1 protein-coding gene and 1 pseudogene are annotated in these 859 nt (G+C 41.6%); both read right to left on the bottom strand.

Features of this window, described 5'->3' with window-relative positions:
• Nucleotides 1-300, bottom strand: a 300-nt coding sequence (locus tag A3735_RS01855; protein ID WP_197485595.1) for a hypothetical protein, incomplete at its 3' end; no start/stop codon positions are given.
• 238 nt (nt 301-538) lie between these two features.
• Nucleotides 539-859, bottom strand: a pseudogene (locus A3735_RS30105) (GTPase HflX); the annotation flags it as partial.

The following is an 859-nucleotide window of genomic DNA, read 5'->3' as shown; positions in this document are numbered from 1 at the left end:
CCTACCTGCATTAACTACATTGACAGATATCGTCGTACTAGCACCGTAAGAAAGCACCTCACCGTCAGCCAAACCGGTTACCATTGCACCAGCATCAAAACTATTACCTGAACCAGAACCTAACCTCTCGTCCACGTCAGCAGTCGGTGATGTATCCGTCCCGGAATCGGTTTCAGTAGTTTCAGTACCACTTGAATCATCTGGGTTACCATTACCCACACCAAAACCGTCACTTCCGCTACATGCACTTAGCAAAAGCGCCATGCTCAGCGATGAAACCACTGATTTATTAAGAAACATATCTTATCCTCAATTTGGCAATGCCTAAAATATCAATATCTTACGATGAATTCCTAGAAAAGAAGTTCGCTATCTATAAAACATAGCACAGCTTTTTATTTTTAACAGAAGTACTTACATAACTTAGTGTAAGTTTTTTTGAGAAATGTAATTTTCTGACTTGATGCACATTTGGTTGTACGCTTTCAGTCAAATGCGTGACATTTTAGTGCCTTTTATCGGGCTGGATAGCTTGTGATTACAAGTTAGTGATATCTAAATCAGATTCATTAACTTCAGCTTGGCGAAGCAGTCTTTCGTAATCGAGGCGCTGTAAGCGAATTTCTAGAACTAGCCCGCCTTCTTCATCATAGCTTTCATCCTGCACGACCGATGCAGCATAAAACAAGGCTCTTAGTTTTCCGCCTTTAGAAGGGTCAAGCTTAATTTTCTGATGAACTATTTCATCACCAAGAATTTCAATAATCGCTTGATTAAGCAGATCTACACCAGCGCCCGTATAAGCAGACACCCATACTCGCTGCGGCACACCGTCTTCATCTCTATCTATTCTCGGCTC

It is taken from the genome of Oleiphilus sp. HI0061 (assembly GCF_001635675.1).
The sequence above is the reverse complement of the archived record's forward strand: the minus strand, read 5'-3'. Positions and strand labels throughout refer to the sequence as shown.